This is a genomic window from Brasilonema sp. UFV-L1, from assembly GCF_012912105.1.
GTDB lineage: Bacteria > Cyanobacteriota > Cyanobacteriia > Cyanobacteriales > Nostocaceae > Brasilonema.
On sequence record NZ_QMEA01000063.1, the window covers coordinates 14,455 to 33,307 of the forward strand.

Genomic DNA, 18,853 nt, shown 5'->3' on the forward strand with positions numbered 1-18,853 from the left:
GTCTAAGTTGTGCTTTCCAAGGTAGCAGGTATTGGAAGGGGGTATTTCCGATACTGTGTAATACTGGGTATGGCAATTTTGAAAACTGATACACTTACCGTATGAGTACATCAGAGTTTGATAAGTACAAGGTAGACCATCTGTTTTTGCTGATTGGTGAAAATCCTCTGCCCAACTACATTGCAGCAAAGCTGTTGCTGAATGAGGGTGGAACTGTTTACTTGGTACACACAGCAGGTACAGTAGAACAGGCTAAACGGCTGCAAAATATTCTCTCAAGCGAACGAAATGGTTTGAAAGCAGAACTGCGATCGCTCAATGATTATGAGTCTGATGCTTATTACATCCAAAAAGAAATTGGAGAAAAGTTAAAAAGCATAAAAAGCGGAAAAATAGGGCTAAATTATACAGGCGGTACAAAAGCGATGTCCACGCACGCCTATCGAATATTGTTTTACGAAGAGGTTACAGATAGAACGTACAAACAGCGTGCAGATATTATTTTTAGCTATCTCGATCCTCGTAGATTAGAGATGTGTATTGATAGGGAAGATAACGAGCGCGTTCGTTTAAAAATAAAACCAGACACACTGCAAGTCAAACTGGTAAAAATATTCCAGCTACATGGGTTGGAGTTAAAGCAAAATCCTACAGAACAAGCACAACAAGCACAATTACCACAATTGGCAACAGAACTTGCCAATGTCTTTAAGGAAGAGACTAAATCAAAGCAGTGGTTTGATTGGTTCTACAACGTTTTTCGCGAGCAAACTTATAAGCAAAAATCAAACGGTGGGGGAGATTGGAAGAGTAAGACATCTCTGATGGAAGTATCAATATCTCTGGAGAAATTACCGCAAGAAATTGTTGCAGCGTTCAAACAAGAAAACTTTGTTACACCTGACGCTCAACTTTCGTTACAAGAAGTCCAAAAAACAGGAGTTTTCAAAGAAGTTAAAAGTTTTTGTAAATGGCTAGATGGTATATGGTTAGAACATTATGTTTTAGAACAAGTAAAAAAGATTGCTCATAGTCAATTGATAACAGACTACGGACTTAATTTTGAAATTCCTCTCACAGGTACTAGAGACGGATTTGAATTTGATGTTGCGTTCACACGTGGCTATCAACTTTTTGCTATTTCTTGTACAACAACCGATAAGAGAGGAACATGTAAGCTCAAGCTTTTTGAAGCATATCTTAGAGCAAAACAAATGGGAGGAGATGAAGCTAGAGTGGCTTTAATTTGTTGTTCTGGTGAGCCAGATACTCTCAAAGCAGAAATGACGGAGACGCTGGCAAAGAATAAAATTGCTGTTTTTGGACGCGAAGACTTAGTCAATTTATCCAAAAAAATTACTGAGTGGATTGTTCAAAATGACAGGGAGGCAAAATGACACAATATACTGTAACTGTAGTTGATACAACAGGTAAACAAAATTATATCTTCAGCAGCAACCGTCTACGCGAAAACATTGGAGCCTCATTTTTATTATCTCAAGCTACAAAAGAATGGGTTGAAGAAACATTAGAAGAATTAGGGGTTCCGAAAAAAAGCCAAGAAGAAGCAATAGAAATCAGTGAACTCAACGCTGAATTAATATACGCGGCTGGTGGGAATGCACTTATTGTATTTAAATCACGCGAAACTGCTGTCAGTTTTACTCGGATCTTAAGTTGGCGAGTTTTGAAAGAAGCGCTAGGAGTTAACCTCTTAGTTGCTCATGCAGAATTTGATTGGGAGAGCAACAATTTATATTCGCAAATTGAGAAGTTGAAAAAAAATGACATAGAACGTCAAAAATATGAGCGGATTCTTTCTGCTCCCCTACTAGGATTAGGTGTAACTGCTAGTTGTAACTCAACTCAGCTTCCTGCTGTAGATAGAAGCGATAAGTACATAAAGTATGACGAGGATGAACAAACAGACAGCTATTTGATTTCTACGGAAACCAAGCAAAAATTACAAGCAGTTAAGGAAGCTAATAAAAAGCTGCAAAAGTTTTTTGCAGAGGAAGTTGACCAAAATATTTATCAGTTTCCCTATCGAACTGACCATTTAGGTCGCTCTAAAGGTGAATCTAGCTATGCTGCTATTGTTCATGCTGATGGTAATGGTATGGGAGACAGATTTAAGAAATATGGAGAAGGAAGAGAAAATCGAGATTACATTAATGCCATGCGAAAGTTTTCTAAAAGTGTTGACCAAGCTGGTATCAAAGCACTAAAGGCTGTTGTAGGTATTTTAACTAAATCAATTCATCAAGAAGGAAAAGTTGTAGGTCAAGTCGGAGAATTTAATTTAAATGCTAAATATTATCTTCCTTTCCGTCCTTTAGTGTATGGCGGTGATGATATTACCTTTGTTTGTGAAGGAAGATTAGGACTAGAATTAGCAGCTTTATTTCTTAGAGCATTTGAGAAACAACTTGTAGCTGATGGTCAACCTTTAACGGCTTGTGCAGGTGTTTGCATAGTTAAAACTCATTATCCTTTTGCACGAGCGTATCAAATTAGTGAAGAATTATGCAAAGAAGCAAAGAAATTTGTTAATAAAAAGCGAAAAAAATATGGAGTCGATTATTTTTCTGCTATCGATTGGCATTTAGCAGCAAGTGGTTTACTTGGTTCAGTGTCTGAAATTCGCAAACGTGAATATCAAATTCCGACTAATGAGAAACCTTGGAATTTAGTAATGCGTCCTCTACGTTTACAAAAGCATAGTAGCGAGTGGCGCACTTGGGATGGTTTTACTCAAGTTGTTGAAGAGTTTAAGGAAGGAAAAGATTGGAAAGAACGCCACAACAAAGTCATGGCTTTACGGGAAGTTTTACGCAAAGCTTCTATTGAAGCTACTCAAGAATTTTTACGTGCCTATAAATTGCCACAGCTACCCTCTTTTCCAGAGTCTAGCGGTCAAAGCGAACAACTAGCTAGAGATGGTTGGCTAAACGGAGAATGTGGTTACTTTGATGCTATTGAAGCTATGGATTTTTACATTGGATTGGGGGATTAAGTGACTATCTATCAACTGAAAATTAAATTACTCAGTGATACGACTTTCGGCAGAGGGGATGGTGTAGCTGGTTTAATTGACCAGGAAGTTGAGCATGATTCCTGTGGATTTCCTTACTTGCGCGGACGCACGCTTAAGGGTTTGTTGAGCGAAGAATGTGACAACTTAATTGCAGTTTTACAAAATGATAGTCGCGTATATTGGGAAAATCTCGCTTGTACTCTCTTCGGTACACCTGGCAGTATTCTGGGAACAACAGCAGCAATGCACGTAGGGGATGCTTGCTTACCAGATGATTTACGGGAAGCTGTTGCTTGGCAAGTTCAAGATAAAACATTGACAAAGGAAGAAGTTCTAGAATCTCTAACTACTATCCGTCGTCAAACTGCGATTGATTCCCAAACTGGTACGGCGGACGAAGGAAGTTTACGTTCTTTCAGAGTAGTTATACGCCAACTTGAATTCAAAGCTGATTTACTGTTTGAAACTCAACCTAGTGATGAAATGCTGTCAATTTTAGCAGTAGGAATACTAGCACTTCGACGTGTAGGAAGTGGACGCAATCGAGGTCGGGGACATGTGCGATGTACGCTGCATAATAATGCGGGAGAAGAAATGACACAACAGTATGTAAATCTGTTTGGTAAAATTCCGGAGAAAGCTGCATGAAGATAATTACTTTTTCATTGCATACTCAACAACCGCTGCTTGCTACTTCGTTTCAAGGCGATCCAAATAGTGATGTATCTTATAGTTTTATTCCCGGTAGCATGATTCGGGGTGCAATAATTAGTCGCTACATGAAGCAGCATCAATTATCAGAGCTTGATTTGAGCAATGATGCAGTCAAACACCTATTTTTTGATGCTAAAAGCACGCGCTACCTAAATGCATATTTGCTTAGTCAACAGGGGAAGCGCACTCTTCCAGTACCTCGTTCCTGGTTTAAGGATAAGGATGCAGAACTAAGAGATGATTCACCTGAAATAACGGTTTACGATTTTAGTGTGAATAGAGCAGATGAATTAAAAAATCCCAAGTTTGTTGGTGAAGGTTTTTGGACAACAGAACGTGGCTGTGTCAGATTCTACAAAGAAAAACGACGGATTAACATTCACAATCAACGCGATCGCAAACAAGGACGCTCTACTCAAATCAAACGCGACCCTCAAACAAAGCAACTCAAAGGTGAAGGGGAAATTTTCCGCTACGAAGCCATTGATGCTGGACAAACGTTTCAAGCCGTAATTTTGTGCAGTAGCCAAGACAATGCAAAATTACTGAAAGATTTGCTTCAAATATTCCCAGAACTGTGGCTAGGTGGTTCCCAGAGTGCTGGTTATGGACATACAAAAATTTCTGATATAAATTGTCACGATACTTGGAATGAAGTAAGTATTCCAATTGAAGACCGTATTGATAACGACAATTTCACAATTACGCTGCTAAGTGACATGATTTTACGTGATGAGTGGGGACAATACGCCGTAATTCCTCCGTCAGCACAACACCAGATATCAGCATCTCTGACAAGAGAATTAGAAAAAATTTTCGGTGTCGATGTAAAGCTTAAGCCACAAATCAGTTTTGCTAACAATACTCTAGTTGGTGGGTTTAATCGCAAATGGGGATTACCTCTACCTCAAGTCCCAGCATTTGCAGCAGGAAGCGTATTTGTTTTTGAGAATATTTCCTTAAACTCAGAGCAGATTCAACAACTGGAAACTCACGGGATTGGAGAACGAAGAGTAGAAGGTTTTGGCAGAGTTGTTGTGAATTGGTTAAAAAAAGTAAATTTTCAAGCAAAGCAACCTGACACAACTAGAAACTTCAGTCAGCCGACATTAAAACAAGAAGCATCACGTAGTTTAGCAGCACAAATGGCTGAAAGGCTTTTGCTCCAAAAACTAGAACAAGCTTTACAAAAGCAGCTTGGGTATCATGAGGTACAAGATAAAATCAGTAACAGTCAACTATCGCGCTTGCTATTAGTAGCAAGACAGGCTCTAACAACAGGTGATTGTGATTTAGTACTGTCACTTTTAGATAATTTACCAGCTAATGCCAGTGGTCAATTTGAAAGAGCAAAAATAGGTGCAGACAAAGATTCTCTGAAGAAAAAGCTTGATGAATGGCTGCGTAACCCTATATCTTGGATTAGCAATCCACAGGATTTAACAGTCAGGGTTGCTGAGATAGAGCGGAGTGTCACAGACGAATTTGCGAGAAAAAACAAGCTGGCTGAAAAATACACCCTGCGTCTAATTATGGCAGTTGCTAAAAAGGCAATGAAGGAGGAAAACTGATGAGTTGTGAACGCCTCAAAAATCGCAATCAACGCCATATTATCCAACGCATTATAGTAAAAGGTACTTTGGTTTTAGATACTCCAACTTGTTTGGGAAGTGGTGATGCTGATAGCGATACTGATTTAGTTTTGTTGCGAGACAGTAGAGAAGATAAAGCTTTACTGATGGGTTCATCTATCGCCGGAGCGCTACGAAATTATTTACGAGAGCATGAAAATGGTTATGGTGGTACAGAAGAATCTTTATTATTCGGCGGTCGGCGTACCGATGAAGAGGGTGAGCAAAGTCCTTTAATAGTAAATGATGCACTCAGCAGAGAAAATATTAAAGCAGAACGGCGAGATGGTGTCAAAATTAATAGCGTTACTAGAACAGCCGAGGATAAAGCAAAATATGACTTAGAGTTACTAGAAGCCGGAACAAAGTTTGACCTTTATTTTGAATTGTTGATTGACGCAGAAAAGAATAAGGAGCAATTAATTAGAGAATTAATAATTGCTCTCCAAGGATTAGAACGTGGTGAAATTTCCATCGGGATGAAAAAGCGCCGGGGTTTTGGTCGCGCTCATGTGGAAAAATGGCAAGTATGGCAATTTGATTTGCAAAAATATGATGAACTATCTGCATGCTTAAAGTTTGAGCATTGGTCTACCGGGTTATTAATTGATTATCCTACTTGTGACAGCATTGAAAATGCTTTTGGTGTATCGCTTGATGTAGGAGAAGATAAGCGCGATCGCCTAACCATCAACGCCACATTCACCCTCGCAAGTCCCCTGTTAATTCGTTCTGGTCAAGCATCCACTGATAAAGCTCCTGATGTTGTTCATCTTAAATCTCATCGACCGAGGACAAAAGCTTCTAATAGCGAATCAACTGAACCAAGCGAACGCAATTTAGTTTCTGTACTTTCTGGAACAAGTTTAGCAGGAGTGTTGCGCCATCGTGCTGAAAGAATTATTAAGACTCTCGAAAAAAACACAAGCATCATTGATGAAATATTTGGTTCAGATTTCACCAAGGACAAAAGTCAAAAACCAAAAGCTAGTCGTTTAGTAGTCGAGGAAAGCATCATCACAGAAACAACAGATTTAGTACAAAATCGCATTGCAATAGACCGCTTTACAGGTGGAACATATCACGGCGCGTTATTCAGCGAACAACCGATTTTTGGTAGTCAGAAAACAGAACTGAAAGTAAAACTGGAGTTGCGTCAGCCAAAAGATTTTGAAATAGGATTAATTCTGTTGTTAATTAAAGACTTATGGACAGGAGATTTACCTGTAGGTGGAACAAGCAGTATAGGACGGGGAAGATTGCAGGGAAAGGAAGTAACCATCACTCTTCAGCATTCACAGGAAAACAAAATATGGACAATTTCTCAATCTTCAAAAGATGAGCCTTTGGTTATAAATGATGCTAAGTCTTTAGAAAAATTTGTCGCTGCTTTACATGAGGAAGTAACTGCTTGAAGAAACCATTATGTGAGCCTTTAGAAATTCCAGCCAATTTCGACCTCCGGAAATGGTTAGAACAACAGGCAGAAAAATATAAATTAAAATACCTGTTAGCGCACGCCGAAGATGGGGTCATTTGGGGAGAATTCCGAGATACTCAGTTAGTAACTACAGATAGCGCATTTTCTAAGTTACCTCAGTTACGTTCTTGCACTCTACAACAATGCCGTATTTTTGGTGAAAATGCAGAAGTTATGCTTTGGCGAACTGATGAAGATTTTCATGCTCGTATTATTAAGGATGACCAAGACACAGAATTTATTACCGAACACCAAATACTTTGGGGAACGCAAGCAGAAAAAGTATCTAATGGCTTTACTTTAGTATCAGATGGTCAACAGGGTTTGCGCTACGCTGTGCCTTTAATTGATATTGAATTTGACAAGAATCAAAAATTATATCGTCCCTTGCGTTTAACTGTTCGTCACTATATTGATTATCAAGACGAAACGGGTTTAGCTCGTATTTATCTCAGTCGTCTTGCGTCACTGAAATCTGAATCAAGGAAAGTAATCGATGAAAAAGCATATTCGTAAAGTTGCAGAAAATCGAAAAGCGATCGCTCCATACAATTTTGTAGAACTACCTGATCAAGTAGTCACTGCACAATTAGAAAATAATGGCAAGCTATACAATAATGACCGTTACTATGTTGATAGACATACTGGCAGAATTGAATGCACTTTAACAACCTCCTCTCCTCTCTATATTCGTCGTGGATTCACACCAGAGGAATTTCAAGAACAGAGAGAAGCAAAAGATTGTCCAGATTTTTTTTACATTGATCCAGTCACTAAAAAACCCGTCATTCCCGGTAGTAGCTTACGAGGAATGCTGCGAACTTTAATTGAAATTATTAGTTATAGTAAGATTTCACAAGTATCTGATTATAAGCGGTTATTCTTTCGTGCTGTTGCAACTTCACCCGAAGAGGATTCTCTAGCAGAAGCATACAAACAATATATTCCAAGTAAAATTAACGCTGGTTATCTAAAACATGATGGAAATAGTTGGTTTATTCATCCAGCACGTAATATCGATATCAAAAGTCAATCACGTGATAGAAAAGCATCGTCAACATCATTTGCTTGGGTTAAAGAAGAGAATTTATCATCTGCTGATTTTCCGCAATTCAAGAAATTTGATGATCCAGGCTATTTACCCCAAGAGATTCCAGTCAGTTTTCAAAATATTAAAAAGCCTAAGGGAAACTATATAGCTGAAGATGTTACTGTTCCAGAAAAATACCCACTAAACCAAGGAAAATTAGTGGCTAGCGGAAACATGAAGCAAAATGATGACCCTGAGAGCGAAAGTATACGTACTTATCACTGTGTTGTATTTGCTCCTAGTTCTAATCCTAAGAAATACAAAATTGACCCAGATGCAATTGATAATTATCTTAATGCTTTAACAGAATTTCAAAAACAAACTCCTTTTGATGAAAAGTTCGGGATGTTGAAAGAAGACCGTCCTGTATTTTACTGTCAACCCGAACAAGGAGATATAGTTACATTATTTGGTCATAGTCCTTACTTTAGAATTCCTTACTCTCCTAACGGTGATGGTAAAGCTGCTACTGTTGTAGATTTTATTCCAGAACATTTACGAGATGATTCAGTAATTGATATTGCTGATGCTCTTTTTGGCTTTGTTAAACGTGATAAACAACCTGAAGAAATACAACAAAGTTGTGCTGGTCGAATTTTTGTTAGTGATGCAACTTGTGTGAGTTCTTCAGATGATATATTTATGACTCAAGGTGTTATCATCCCCAAAATTCTTGCAAGTCCCAAGCCAACTACATATCAGCACTACTTAGTTCAACCACAAGAAACTAATGCTGATAAGAAAAATCTAAAACACTACGCCAGTAAACCAAGTGAAGAAACTGTGATTCGAGGACATAAACTTTACTGGCATAAAGGAAGTTATCCTGATATTCAACATCCAAACCCTAATGAAGCTTCAGATACTCAAACTACTCAAATTAAACCAATCAAATCGGGTGTTCATTTTCAGTTTACCATCCACTTTGAAAACTTGAGCAATGTAGAACTAGGTGCATTAATGTGGATTTTTGATATTGCTCAAAATAATCGCTATCGCCTCTCATTAGGAATGGGTAAACCTTTAGGTATGGGAGCAGTAAAAATAGAAAATAATTTATATCTGAACAAGCGTAAAATACGATATACAAAATTATTCAACAATAACTACTGGGAAACAGCAGAAAGCTTAGATGATAACCCAGATTATCAGCAATTCTTTGAAAATTATATGCTTGAAAAGCTTAGACAAACTGGGGAGTTTAAAGATATCCCCAGAATTAAAATGCTTTTAGCAATGTTGAGTTGGGAGAGTCCAGCATTATTACAAACACGATACATGGAAATTAAGCGAGAGAAAAATTCATTAGATGGTGAACCCAATGAATATAAAACTCGGCGTGTGTTACCGACTCCTTTACAAGTGATGGGAATTGAATTAGAGGAAGACACTACTCCATCTCCATCAATTTCTAGAAAGAAAAATCATGCGTCTCCTATATTAAAAGAAAATCAGCGGGTAACATTTGTCAATGGTCAGGAAGTTGAAGCAAAAGTCATTAATCTTGAAAAGCAACAGGTACAGCAAGGGAATAAAACAAAATTGAAAACTATTATTACCTATCAAATTCAAGGCTCTGACTGTAAGTCAAAAGAGGAAGTCAATAAACAAGAAGTCTCCATTTCTGTAGGAGATATAGTCACAGTCAAAATTGAAAAAGCTCAAGGTACTAGTGTTAGGAAGGTGAAAAGAATTGAAAAATCTTGACCAATACTTACATTTTCTCACCACCTTCCCCTCCACGCTCTTTCCAAGATTTAGTTGCGATACCTCCTCAAGACTTACTACTAGCTACTGGTTCATCAACTTGCGCCTCCTCCTGCTGTGGCGCTTGCTCTTCTTCCTCAGGAGGTAACCCATAAATCGACCGATACAGGTTCACGTATTGCTTGGCAGATTTATACCAACTAAAGTCTTGACTCATTCCACGTTGCTGTAACCGTTGCCAGTAATCTTTGTAACGGAAACCTTCCCATGCCCGTATCATACAGGTAAATAAATCCAGTGGTTCATAACGATCAAAACAATAACCTGTACCTGCATGGTTTGTTGGATCATGATGGAATACAGTATCAACTAATCCTCCAGTACGACGCACAATTGGTACTGAACCGTAACGCAAAGACATCATTTGGCTGATACCGCAAGGTTCAAAACGGCTTGGCATGAGGAAAGCATCGGTACCAGCATAGATGCGACGAGCTAAGGCATCATTATATAGTAGGTAAGTTGCCATGCGTCCGGGGTAGCGCGATGCGAGTTGCCACATTTGAGTTTCGTAGTAGCGATCGCCTGTCCCCAACAAAACAAACTGTGCATCTGTATACGCCAGAAAGCGATCCAGAATATTCAATATCAAATCGATGCCTTTTTGTTCCACCAACCGCGTTACGATACCAATCAAAAAGGCATTGCTGTTCACCTCTAACCCCACTTCTTCTTGCAAAGCAATTTTGTTTGCCTTGCGCTTATCTAAAGTATCAGCGCTAAAGTTTTGGGCAATGTATTTATCTGTCGCTGGGTCGTAAACTTCTGTATCAATACCATTGATAATACCTGACAACTTGCCGCTAATGAAGGACAATAATCCTTCTAAAGTTTCACCATAAGCAGCTGTCTTGATTTGCTCTGCATAAGTTGGGGAGACAGTATTCACTTTATCTGCAAACTGTACCGCAGCTGCCATTGTGTTGTGTCCTTGCATATACCAAGGACACCAAGTAATTTTTTCTAAATACCAGCGCCACGGACCTTGATATGCCAGGTTGTGTATAGTAAAAAGAGTGGTGATATCAGGAGACTGATGCATCCATACAGGAATCATTCCTGTATGCCAATCATGACAGTGAACTATTTCTGGCTTCCAATAATTCCAGCAAAACTCTGCTGCTCCATTGGCGAACAATGTAAATCGCCAGCCTTCATCTTCTCCAGAGTAAATTCGCCGAGGTGAAAAGGCTGGATGTCCAAATAAATACAAGGGAACATCAGTACCAGGCAGAACACTTTCGTAAACTGCAAAATCTTGGAACATGGCGAATCCACGCCAAATTGGCTCTTGGGGAATTTCCATTTTGTCGGGTAGAGTACCGTAGTAAGGCAAGAAGATCCGCACATCATGTCCCATTGTCCTCAAGATTTTGGGGAGTGCTCCGACAACATCACCTATTCCACCAACTTTCGCAATCGGAGCTGCTTCTGCTGCTACAAATAAAATCCGCATGATAATCTGTGTTCCCTCGATTCTGCCTAGGTTATAGTTCCATTACTCGTAGGGTAATGCCCCACACAGAGAGTGTTGGTGCGCAGTGCCCACCCTACAATCTAACCACATATACTGGTCGTGGGAAAGCTCAACCAGTGATTCAGTTATCAGTACACAGTGAATCACTGATAACTGATAACTGATAACTGTTTCAAGAACCTCGTTGAATCTGAGCAAAGATTTCATCCAAAATCTCTTGTGCTCCTTGTTGACGCAAGAGCTGCGCTAGTTCTTGTCCTAGTTGTTCGGCATTTTGAGCTACACCTGTGACTGTATCTTTAACGAGCTTTTGACCATCTACGCTTGCAACTATACCCGTTAAAGTTAAATTCTCTCCAACGATTTCTGTATTTACACCAATAGGAACTTGACAACCGCCTTCTAGTTCGCGTAAAAAAGCTCGCTCTGCAAGACAGCGATCGCGTGTTTCGGGATGTTCAATCGCTTTGAGGAGTGAGAGCAATTCGCTATCGTCCTCTCGACATTCTATTCCCAAAGCTCCTTGCCCAACTGCATGGAGAGAAATTTCTTTTGGTAGACTTTGATGGATGCGATCGCCCATTCCTAACCGTTCTAAACCAGCAACTGCCAAAATCAGCGCGTCGTATTCACCTGCATCCAGTTTTGACATACGCGTGTTCAAATTTCCTCGCACATCTTTAAATTGCAGGTGAGGAAAATGGTGCCGCAGTTGTGCTAAGCGTCGTAGCGAAGATGTACCGATGACAGCACCTTCTGGTAGTGTATCAATTTGCTTATCTTTATGTTTTTCATGTACAACCAGAGCATCTGCTGGGTTTTCTCGTTCTGTAATTGCTGCTAATACTAACCCTTGTGGTAAGCGAGTCGGTAAATCTTTGAGAGAGTGAACGGCAAAATCAATCTCCTGATTGAGCATTCCGACTTCGAGTTCTTTGGTAAATAATCCTTTATCGCCAATTTTCGCTAAAGCAACATCCAGGATTTTATCACCGTGGGTGGACATAGTATGAACGTCAAAAGAGATACCAGGAAAACTTTTCTGGAGTTGTTCTTGTACCCAGTAAGTTTGAATCAGAGCCAGTTGGCTTTTGCGAGAACCAATGCGAATTGTGCGTGGGGAAGTGGAAACAACAGATGTCATAAATAAATATGTCAAGCCAGGAGATAAATTGACTTTATCTAGACTACCGCAGTCCAACACTTATCAGCCTTATGCCCGATTTGAGTTCACGATTATTCTCAGTTCTGTTTACGTATCTTCATGAAATTCTGTGAACTTCCAGTCGTTCAAATTTCCAATCAAAGTTTGACTTTTGAGTTCTAATACTGTAGAAATTATATCTACTAAAATACCATAATCAAAATATACTCCACACAGGTATAAACTGCGTTTTAACTGTCATACTAGAGCGCGTAGCGTGCGCCGCGCATACGAAGCCTTTTTGTCGGTCATCGACATTTGCACTAGACCTCTCCAAAAATGATTTTTAGTGCAAGCGCCGTAAAGGTTTCATAGCCATTTTTGGAGAGGTCTACTGGTTAAACTGAGGAAAGGCAGAACGTGTAAGGAAGATACCTTAGAGAAGAGTGTTGCTGAATGAAATTTTCTGGGCGCAAAGAAGCGCTTGTGTTTATCGCTGGATAATCATCTAAATAAACCAATGAAAAATAGAATCATAATATTCTCAGTCAAAAAGTAGTTATGGCAAGCGGCGATTTATTTGATTCTCCAACAAAATCCTTGGCGATGCCAAAGGTGAATGTGCTGACTATGTTTCGGCTTGGCTTATTTCAAATGGGGCTGAGTATGATGTCTATCCTGACTCTGGGAGTTCTTAACAGAGTCATGATTCAGGAAATAGCGATTCCGGCGACGCTGGTGGGAGCAGTGCTAGCAATACAGTTATTTGTTTCTCCTTCTCGCGTTTGGTTTGGTCAAATGTCTGATGCTAAGCCCATATGGGGTTATCATCGCACAGTTTATGTCTGGGTGGGAGCAGCAATATTTGCTGTCGCCTCATTTTTAGCCGTGCAGGTATTGTGGCAACTGGACACTGTAGTTAATAATGTTGGTGGGTGGGCATGGACAACCCAAACAATCGGCTTGATTGCACTTCTGGCTTTTATTTTTGCTCTGTATGGTCTAGCAATTTGTGCTAGCGGTACTGCTTTTGCTGCTTTGCTGGTTGATATATCGGAAGAAAACAACCGTTCCAAAGTCGTCGGTGTTGTTTGGTCGATGCTGATGGTGGGGATTATTGTCGGGGCAATTATTAGTTCTAGTTTACTCAAGCAATCAACTCCCGAAACATTACAAGCATCAGTTAACAGATTGTTTCTCATCGTTCCGACAATTGTCTTTGGATTGGCAATAGTAGCAACCTTTGGTGTGGAGAAAAAGTATTCTCAGTATTCTACTCGTTCCACAGTGACTAATCGGGAAGACAGCATTACTCTTGGCACGGCTTGGCAAATATTAACAGCTAGTCCGCAAACAAGTATATTTTTCACATTTTTAGTCGTGATGTCACTGGGCTTGTTTATGCAAGACCCTATTCTAGAGCCATATGCAGGTCAGGTCTTTCGGATGCCCCTAGCAGAAAGTACTAGGTTGAATGTGTTTTATGGTACTGGTATATTGATTGCCTACAGCATAGCCGGCTTCTTGATTGTACCTCGTTTGGGTAAGCAAAGAACTGCACGTCTTGGCTGTCTGTTAGTCGCATTCTGTGCAGCACTGCTTGGAATATCAGGATTTTCTGCGAATCCAGCGTTGCTCAAACTAGCTTTGCTATTATTTGGTTTAGCAACTGGTATCCTAACAACTGCTGCAGTTACCTTGATGCTAGATCTAACAGCGGCTGAAACCGCAGGGACATTTATTGGTGCTTGGGGGCTGGCGCAATCTATCGCCAGAGGTAGTGCTGTGGCTATTGGTGGTGCAGTTTTAGATGTGAGTCGTAAGCTACTACCCAACTTGGTGTTAGCTTATGGAGTCGTCTTTGCTCTAGAAACAGCATTGCTGTTGCTGGCAATTTGGTTTCTAAACCGGATAAATGTGAGAGAATTTCAGACAAATGCCAAGCAGGCGATCGCCTCTATTTTAGAAAGCGAACTTGATTAATTTTGTTTCGCGCAAAGACGGCAAAAAATCTTTGCGACGAATGCGTCTTTGCGTGAAAATAAAAGTATGACTGAATTTTGGACATCAATTCTCGATTTTGCCCAAACCACCACTACCAGAGTGGGAAAACAGTTAATGCAAGACTTTGGGCAAGTACAAGCTTCACAAAAAGCAGATGGTAGTTTAGTAACGCAATCAGATAAATGGGCAGATCGGGAAATACGAGATGCTATAGCATCTACTTTTCCTGGTTACGGTATCTTGAGCGAAGAGGATGATAAAGTTTTCGGTGGTACGCAATGGTGCTGGGTTATCGATCCTTTAGATGGTACAACTAACTTTACTCGTGGAATTCCTATTTGGTCGATTTCCCTGGGTTTACTGTATCAAGGCACGCCTGTTTTTGGTTACGTTTGTGTACCGCCATTGGGACAAACTTTTCATGGTTACTGGGGAGAGAACTCTAAGTTAGAAGTCCCTACTGGGGCTTTTCGCAATCATCATCCTATTCATACAAGTCTAGATTCTCCTAGTGGAAATCACTTTTTCAACCTCTGTTCGCGCAGTACCTCCGTCATAGAGAAAGATTTTCCGTGTAAAATTCGGATGTTGGGAGTTGCGAGTTATAACTTCTTGACAGTCGCTGCTGGCGCTACACTGGGTGGTATTGAAGCAACGCCAAAAATTTGGGACATAGCAGGCGCTTGGGTGATTGTTCAAGCTGCTGGGGGAAGCTGGCGATCGCTAAAATCAGAGCCATTTCCTTTAATATCAGGAGAAGATTATACGACTCGTTCTTTCCCGACTTTAGTTGTGAGTCGAACAGAATTGATTCCAGTTTTTGCTCCCTTTGTCGAGAAGTTGAAGATTTGAACGCCACCATCAGAAGTTAGAAGTCAGGAGTCACAACTCACAAGTCAGGAGTTACGAGTCACAACTCACAAGGAGTTAGAAGTCACAACTCACAAGGAGTTAGAAGTCACAACTCACAAGTCAGAAATCACAACTCACAAGTCAGAAGTTAGAAGTCAGAAGTTAGAAGTCACAAGTCAGGAGGAGTCAGGAGTTAGAAGTCACAAGTCAGGAGTCAGAAATCAGGAGTCACAACTCAGGAGTTAGAAGTCACAACTCACAACTGACAACTCAGAAGTCACAACTCAGGAGTTAGAAGTCACAACTGACAACTGACAACTCACAACTCAGGAGTCAGGAGTTAAGAGTAAAAAGGGCTGTATGGCTTTTAGATCTCAGCACTGTACTTCACGCACAAAACTTTGTACTGTAAATAATCATCGTCAACCAAAGCGCACTTGTAAGTGCAAAACTTCCAGGTAGGAATGTCCTTGTTGCTGAGATATGCAACGCGGGCAATTAGGATTTCCACAAGGATAGCAATTAGATGGAAACACAAAAAGTTTTTTTCCTAATCGTAGTGCTTTATAGTACAGCGAAATTGCGTCTTCCAAGGAATAAAACATAATTGGAATCCATCTTTTATCGCTGTAAAAGCAAACAACGACTCGGCGGGCCATGTACTGTGAGAGCGGAAGTGTATTTTGCATTGGTGAAACCACACAAATCAACCTCCAAAAAATGAGTCAAGATGTCTATATTCTTTTTCGCTTAACTTAGCGATGGTAAACCACTATCATGAGTTATAAATCTTAACAATTCTTAAGACAGCAAAAATCTGTATTTTGTCGTAACAAGAAAATCATATGGTTATGGCTTGACTCAAAAAAAGACATGCAGCTACGCTTTAGGGCAAAGCTCTTCCGGTAGAGTGGGAAAACAATTCCTATTCCTTGTTTATTTGTCCTAGTGTAGGAAGTTTTCGACGATTTACAGCAGTTTTCACGTATTGAAATCAATTTAGACCACATTTTGCGGCGTTCTTCTTTGCGACGAGTGCGTCTATGCGCAAGACAAAAGCTGTCAATTAAAAATACAAAACTTCACATTCATAATCTTCTGGAGTCGGCTCTATTTGCCATACCAACCCTTCCCCAGCATCACCAAAAGCCACTTCAACATAAAGCTTACTGACAGGAGTTGTGGCTTGCGCTTGATTACCTTCAAACGACTGTAAATCTTCAGTCAAGAGTCGCAACTTAAACCCACTGGGTATCAACTCGCCTCTTTGACTGCGCAGTTCAAAACGCCACGCTCTATCTTCTATTTTACCTTTTGGTTGCACCCGCAGTTCATATGGTTGTCCTGCGATGGTTAATCTGCGCACTAAAGTTGGTAACGCAGCTGCTGCTGTTTGCTGTGATCCCCGCGCACCTGCCAAACCAGATTGTAACTCGATACTTCCCCAACCAAATGTTTGTGCAAAATCTGACACACCAGTTTGCATCCATTGCAAAATCGACCACTGTTGTTGCTGTCCCTGACGTTGTTCGTACAAACGTTGTCTCCAACCACCGTGTTCTAAGAGCGCTCCCCAAGTTTGAAATGGAACTGCCATGCGTGGTAATATGACTCTAGGATTTCCTAAACGCAAAAGCAAGTTTTGTGCTTGTGCGAGTGGCAAAGCAGGTAAGGAAGCAGTTTCAGTTCGAGTGACTTCCTCTGGACACATCTGACGTGCCATCCATAGAATGCTAAGATTAGAAATTAAGTGCTCTGCATCTAAACAATAAGCGCGATCGCCTGCATCGTAAGTTCCCATATTCTTAAGTTGGGCGTGGGTTGTATACCCCCAAACCCGAATGCAGCCTTCGTCCAGATTCACTTGCACTGCTAGATAATAATCAGCACTCCAGCTTGGAATATCCACCCATTCTTGAGGAACACGCAGTTCACTCAAGTCAATATCCTCAGTGGGGATTAACACCATTCGTGATGTTCCGAAGGAAATACCTGTACCATTGACGACTTCCCAAATGCTTGAGTGAGCTGCTACATTTGGGGAAACTGTCGCATTCTGAGCGTATTCTTCCCGAAGCCAAGGTAAAAAAGTGTTCAAGCTCAAGCGGTTGAGATAAGCTACCCAACGACGACTAGAGGTTGAAAAAGCTTGGCTTTGCTCCCAAATCTTCGCTTGTTCAGCTTCAGGAATTTCTAACCACAGATGTGTAGAGTTTATTAAAGTATGTGCGCCGGTGTCAAATGTCATAGTTATTGTCTTTGTTTGCTCCACTTTAGGAATTTCTAGCCACAATGTAGACTTTGTTGAAGTATTTGTACTTATATCAAATGTCATAGTTATTTCTCCTACTCAGAGGAGGAACGGCTATAGTGAGCTTGTAACCATTCCTCTAAAATGGTGTTTATATAGTTAAGTACCTGCGAGTTTAGAGAAATATGCAGCGACTCTTTCGTCCAAGTCGCAAACTTGAGCAGTAATGAATCTTTAGACTTGGTAAGCCGACGAGAAACCGTGTACTGTTTCACTCCTAATTGTTTTGCAATCTGCTGTTGAGTTAAACCCTGACTATAATAGAGTTGTATGATATTTTGTGCTTCGCTATCCAGTTCGTTCAAAGCCGAAAGCAACACATCATTGATTTGAGATTGCTTTGAGTGTCGCTCAACTAGTTCTTCTTGAGCAAGAATTTCCGTGAGTAACGATTCCTGCTTGAGTTGTGGTAAAAAGTCCTGAAATTCCCCAGAATCATCATCCCCTTTTGGCGCATTCAGGGAAGTCGTGTTTGGGTAAAGATAGTTTCGGGCAGCTTTTGCACAAGCAAGCAGCCATTGTTCTATTGTTTGGGCACTACACTCTGGGCCTAATTTTGACAGTTGAGTGTTGCGTTGAAAATTGTAAAGTTGGGCGATCGCCTGCCATGTTGCGTCATCTGGCCTTGTCAGTTTGCGAGTCCCATTGGCTTGCTGTGGAGCATGGAGAGACTGATAACATTTCCATGCTAATACATAACATGCGATCGCGTCCTCACTCAGTCCGACATTTTGTAAAGACTCTACCAACCGTTTTTGACTCAGCCTCCGCAGCAATCGCCAATTGCTACAAATATCAACTTCATTCTGTTGGCGCAGCATTTCCTTGAGTTCGCTGCTAAAAATTGCACTGGCGTAGTTCTTGAGGAGAAAACCCATATCAGGTTTAAACCCCTTCAAAACTTTATCTATACTAGTTGTGACCATTTGGAAGCAGTCGGATAAAGTATACTGTCCAGAAGAAAAATTAACAACTGTTTTGTTAGCCGTCCAATAGCATACTTCTTGTAAATAAGCTAACAAATGTGATCGTGCCAGACCTTCTGTGTGATTTTGCCATATTTTATACCAATAAGTCACCCAAAAATTTTCCGAATTTTCTGGTTCTGAAAGACGCGCCTGAGAGTTAAGCATATTTCGGCGTAGTTTAGCATCGGTAGCCCAACCAATGGCTTTATCTGCGTCGAATTGCAAGAAAGTTGTAAATAGTTCAGTAATACCTTGGCGGGAACGCATAAACTTAACAACTCATAAATGGTCAACTAAACAATTGATAAATGATCATCACATAAATGTATAGTTAGATGACAAATACACTTATGCAGTCAATGAGGGTACTGTAGCATT

Annotated in this window: 13 protein-coding genes; 9 read left to right on the top strand and 4 right to left on the bottom strand. The window is 40.4% G+C overall.

Going from position 1 to position 18,853, the window contains the following annotated elements; translation table 11 throughout:
- Window positions 1-101: 101 nt before the first annotated feature.
- The 7 genes from DP117_RS18505 to DP117_RS18535 are packed head-to-tail and all read left to right on the top strand — an operon-like array spanning window position 102 to window position 9,659.
- On the top strand, window positions 102-1,397 hold the full coding sequence (locus DP117_RS18505) for a DUF1887 family CARF protein (protein WP_169219748.1): 1,296 nt from the start codon (window positions 102-104) through the stop codon (window positions 1,395-1,397).
- Entirely contained in the window at window positions 1,394-3,016 is a 1,623-nt protein-coding gene (locus DP117_RS18510; RefSeq protein ID WP_169219749.1) for a hypothetical protein, read from the top strand. The genes DP117_RS18505 and DP117_RS18510 overlap by 4 nt, the downstream gene beginning before the upstream one ends.
- Window positions 3,017-3,685, top strand: a complete 669-nt coding sequence (locus DP117_RS18515; protein WP_169219750.1) for an RAMP superfamily CRISPR-associated protein — start codon at window positions 3,017-3,019, stop codon at window positions 3,683-3,685.
- Entirely contained in the window at window positions 3,682-5,322 is a 1,641-nt protein-coding gene (locus tag DP117_RS18520) for an RAMP superfamily CRISPR-associated protein (RefSeq protein ID WP_169219751.1), read from the top strand. Before DP117_RS18515 ends, DP117_RS18520 begins: the two co-directional genes overlap by 4 nt.
- A complete protein-coding gene (locus tag DP117_RS18525) occupies window positions 5,322-6,797 on the top strand; it encodes an RAMP superfamily CRISPR-associated protein (RefSeq protein WP_169219752.1) in 1,476 nt (491 codons plus the stop codon). The genes DP117_RS18520 and DP117_RS18525 overlap by 1 nt, the downstream gene beginning before the upstream one ends.
- Window positions 6,794-7,378 (top strand): CRISPR-associated protein Csx19, encoded by a 585-nt coding sequence (gene csx19, locus DP117_RS18530; RefSeq protein ID WP_169219753.1) that lies wholly within the window; start codon window positions 6,794-6,796, stop codon window positions 7,376-7,378. The genes DP117_RS18525 and csx19 overlap by 4 nt, the downstream gene beginning before the upstream one ends.
- On the top strand, window positions 7,359-9,659 hold the full coding sequence (locus tag DP117_RS18535) for a TIGR03986 family CRISPR-associated RAMP protein (RefSeq protein ID WP_169219754.1): 2,301 nt from the start codon (window positions 7,359-7,361) through the stop codon (window positions 9,657-9,659). The genes csx19 and DP117_RS18535 overlap by 20 nt, the downstream gene beginning before the upstream one ends.
- Window positions 9,660-9,726: 67 nt before the next feature.
- Here DP117_RS18535 and glgA read toward each other — a convergent pair whose 3' ends face one another.
- Complete coding sequence (glgA, locus tag DP117_RS18540; protein WP_169219755.1) at window positions 9,727-11,175, bottom strand: glycogen synthase GlgA; 1,449 nt, start codon at window positions 11,173-11,175, stop codon at window positions 9,727-9,729.
- A 193-nt stretch (window positions 11,176-11,368) separates the two neighbouring features.
- The gene (hemC, locus tag DP117_RS18545) at window positions 11,369-12,340 is read right to left on the bottom strand and encodes a hydroxymethylbilane synthase (RefSeq protein WP_169219756.1); all 972 of its coding nucleotides are present in this window, start codon (window positions 12,338-12,340) and stop codon (window positions 11,369-11,371) included.
- A 561-nt stretch (window positions 12,341-12,901) separates the two neighbouring features.
- Here hemC and DP117_RS18550 point away from each other — a divergent pair.
- Together DP117_RS18550 and DP117_RS18555 are read left to right on the top strand one after the other, a co-directional pair.
- Window positions 12,902-14,323 (top strand): BCD family MFS transporter, encoded by a 1,422-nt coding sequence (locus tag DP117_RS18550; RefSeq protein WP_169219757.1) that lies wholly within the window; start codon window positions 12,902-12,904, stop codon window positions 14,321-14,323.
- 66 nt (window positions 14,324-14,389) lie between these two features.
- A complete protein-coding gene (locus DP117_RS18555) occupies window positions 14,390-15,196 on the top strand; it encodes an inositol monophosphatase family protein (protein WP_169219758.1) in 807 nt (268 codons plus the stop codon).
- Between the two features lie 1,066 nt (window positions 15,197-16,262).
- Here the strand turns inward: DP117_RS18555 and DP117_RS18560 are convergent.
- Window positions 16,263-17,444: a DUF1822 family protein gene (locus tag DP117_RS18560; protein WP_169219807.1), complete on the bottom strand. Its 1,182-nt coding sequence runs from the start codon at window positions 17,442-17,444 to the stop codon at window positions 16,263-16,265.
- Between the two features lie 98 nt (window positions 17,445-17,542).
- Window positions 17,543-18,742: a sigma-70 family RNA polymerase sigma factor gene (locus DP117_RS18565; protein ID WP_169219759.1), complete on the bottom strand. Its 1,200-nt coding sequence runs from the start codon at window positions 18,740-18,742 to the stop codon at window positions 17,543-17,545.
- Window positions 18,743-18,853 lie beyond the last annotated feature (111 nt).